General features: G+C 69.1%; 1 protein-coding gene and 1 pseudogene. One reads left to right on the top strand and one right to left on the bottom strand.

The features are described 5' to 3' along the window. Nucleotides 1-325 (bottom strand): annotated as a pseudogene (locus tag CCN56_RS39635) (carbohydrate ABC transporter substrate-binding protein); the annotation flags it as partial. Between the two features lie 256 nt (nt 326-581). Between CCN56_RS39635 and CCN56_RS39630 the strand changes: the two are divergent. Further along, nucleotides 582-1,763: ABC transporter substrate-binding protein (locus tag CCN56_RS39630; protein ID WP_086832430.1), on the top strand; the 1,182-nt coding region annotated here is incomplete at its 3' end.

Below are 1,763 nucleotides of genomic sequence, written 5' to 3'. Positions count from 1 at the left end.
GCTGGGTGACAGAGGCGATCCGGCCGACCTCGATGCCCTGCACGTCGGCGAGGCCACCGCCGCCGGCGAGCCGGGTCTGGAGGGACTTCCAGTAGTCGGCCTCGTCCTCGGTGTCCGTCTGCTTGATCGTGACACCGGGGTGGAGCTTCTCGTACTCCGCGTACAGCCCGGCCTCCTTGTATCCGAAAGAGCCGAACAGGTCCACGGTGATCGTGACCTCGCCACCGGCGCCGTCCCCCGACGCGTCGTCCGTCGAACTTCCACAGGCGGCGAGGGCGGAGACCAGGACCAGCACTGCGGCCGGCCTGCTGCGGGGGGCTGGCATGAAGGAGCACCTCATGTCGTCGGGGGAGGTGGGGGGTGTGCGGCGAAGGGGGTGAGAGCGCTCTCAGATCGCCGGAAACGTAAAACCCGCGAAACGACTGTGTCAATGGGTTGAACACAGATGGGAGTTGACGGCTCTTCTCGTCCGATACTCCTTCGAGTCTTGACGGATACGCCTCTCCACGGGCACGCTCCCCCCGCAGACTTGAGAGCGCTCTCAGAGACTCTCGCTCGCTCCGGAGCCAAGGAGGCCTCCCATGCTCGTCACCCGCGCCGCCAAGAGAACCGCCGCCCGCCTGGGGGCGGTCGTGCTCACCGGGACACTGCTCGCCGCCTGTGGAAGTTCGACGGACGACGCGTCGGGGGACGGCGCCGGTGGCGAGGTCACGATCACCGTGGACCTGTTCGGCTCTTTCGGATACAAGGAGGCCGGGCTGTACGCGGAGTACGAGAAGCTCCACCCCGGTGTCACGATCAAGCAGACGGACACCGAGGACGAGGCCGACTACTGGAAGTCCCTCCAGACCCGGCTCGCCGGCGGCGGTGGCCTCGCCGACGTGCAGGGCATCGAGGTCGGCCGGATCGCCTCTGTCACCCAGCAGCAGGCCGAGCGGTTCGAGGACCTCAGGAAGTACGGGGCGGACGCGCTCGAGGAGCAGTTCGCCCCGGCCAAGTGGGCCGCCGCCACCGGCAGGGGCGGCGAGGTCCTCGGCCTCGGCACGGACGTCGGCCCGGAGGCCCTCTGCTACCGCGCGGACCTGTTCAAGCAGGCCGGACTGCCCACCGGCCGTGAGGAACTGGCGAAGAAGTGGGCCACCTGGGACGGCTACCTGGAGCTCGGGAAGCAGTACAAGGCCAAGGCGCCGGGCAAGAGCGCGTGGATCGACAGCGTCGGCAGCCTGTACTCCATCATGATCGGTCAGGAGAAGGAGCGGTACTACGACGCCTCCGGCAAGCTCATCTGGCAGGACAACCCCGCCCTGCGCACCGCCTGGGACCACTCCGTGGAGGCCGCGCGGAGCGGGCTGAGCGCCAAGCTCGACCAGTGGTCCCCGCAGTGGAACCAGGCCTTCGCCGCCGGTTCGTTCGCCACGATCCCGTGCCCCGCCTGGATGCTCGGCTACATCAAGGGCCAGGCCGGTGACGCCGGCAAGGGCAAGTGGGACGTCGCCGCGCTCCCCGGCGGCGCCGGCAACTGGGGCGGCTCCTACCTGGCCGTGCCGAAGGCCGCGCAGCACAAGAAGGAGGCGTACGAGCTGATCAAGTGGCTCACCGCGCCCGAGCAGCAGACCCGGCTCTTCGAGAAGCAGGGCAACTTCCCCTCGTCCACCGGCGCGATCGAGAAGGTCGCCGGCGCGAAGGACGCGTACTTCTCCGGCGCCCCGATCGGGAAGATCTTCGGCGACGCGGCGAAGGCGGCCCCGGTCCAGGTCCTCGGC

It is taken from the genome of Streptomyces sp. NRRL B-24572 (assembly GCF_002156145.1).
GTDB classification, from domain to species: domain Bacteria; phylum Actinomycetota; class Actinomycetes; order Streptomycetales; family Streptomycetaceae; genus Streptomyces; species Streptomyces vietnamensis.
This window is presented reverse-complemented; position numbering and strand designations above follow the sequence as displayed.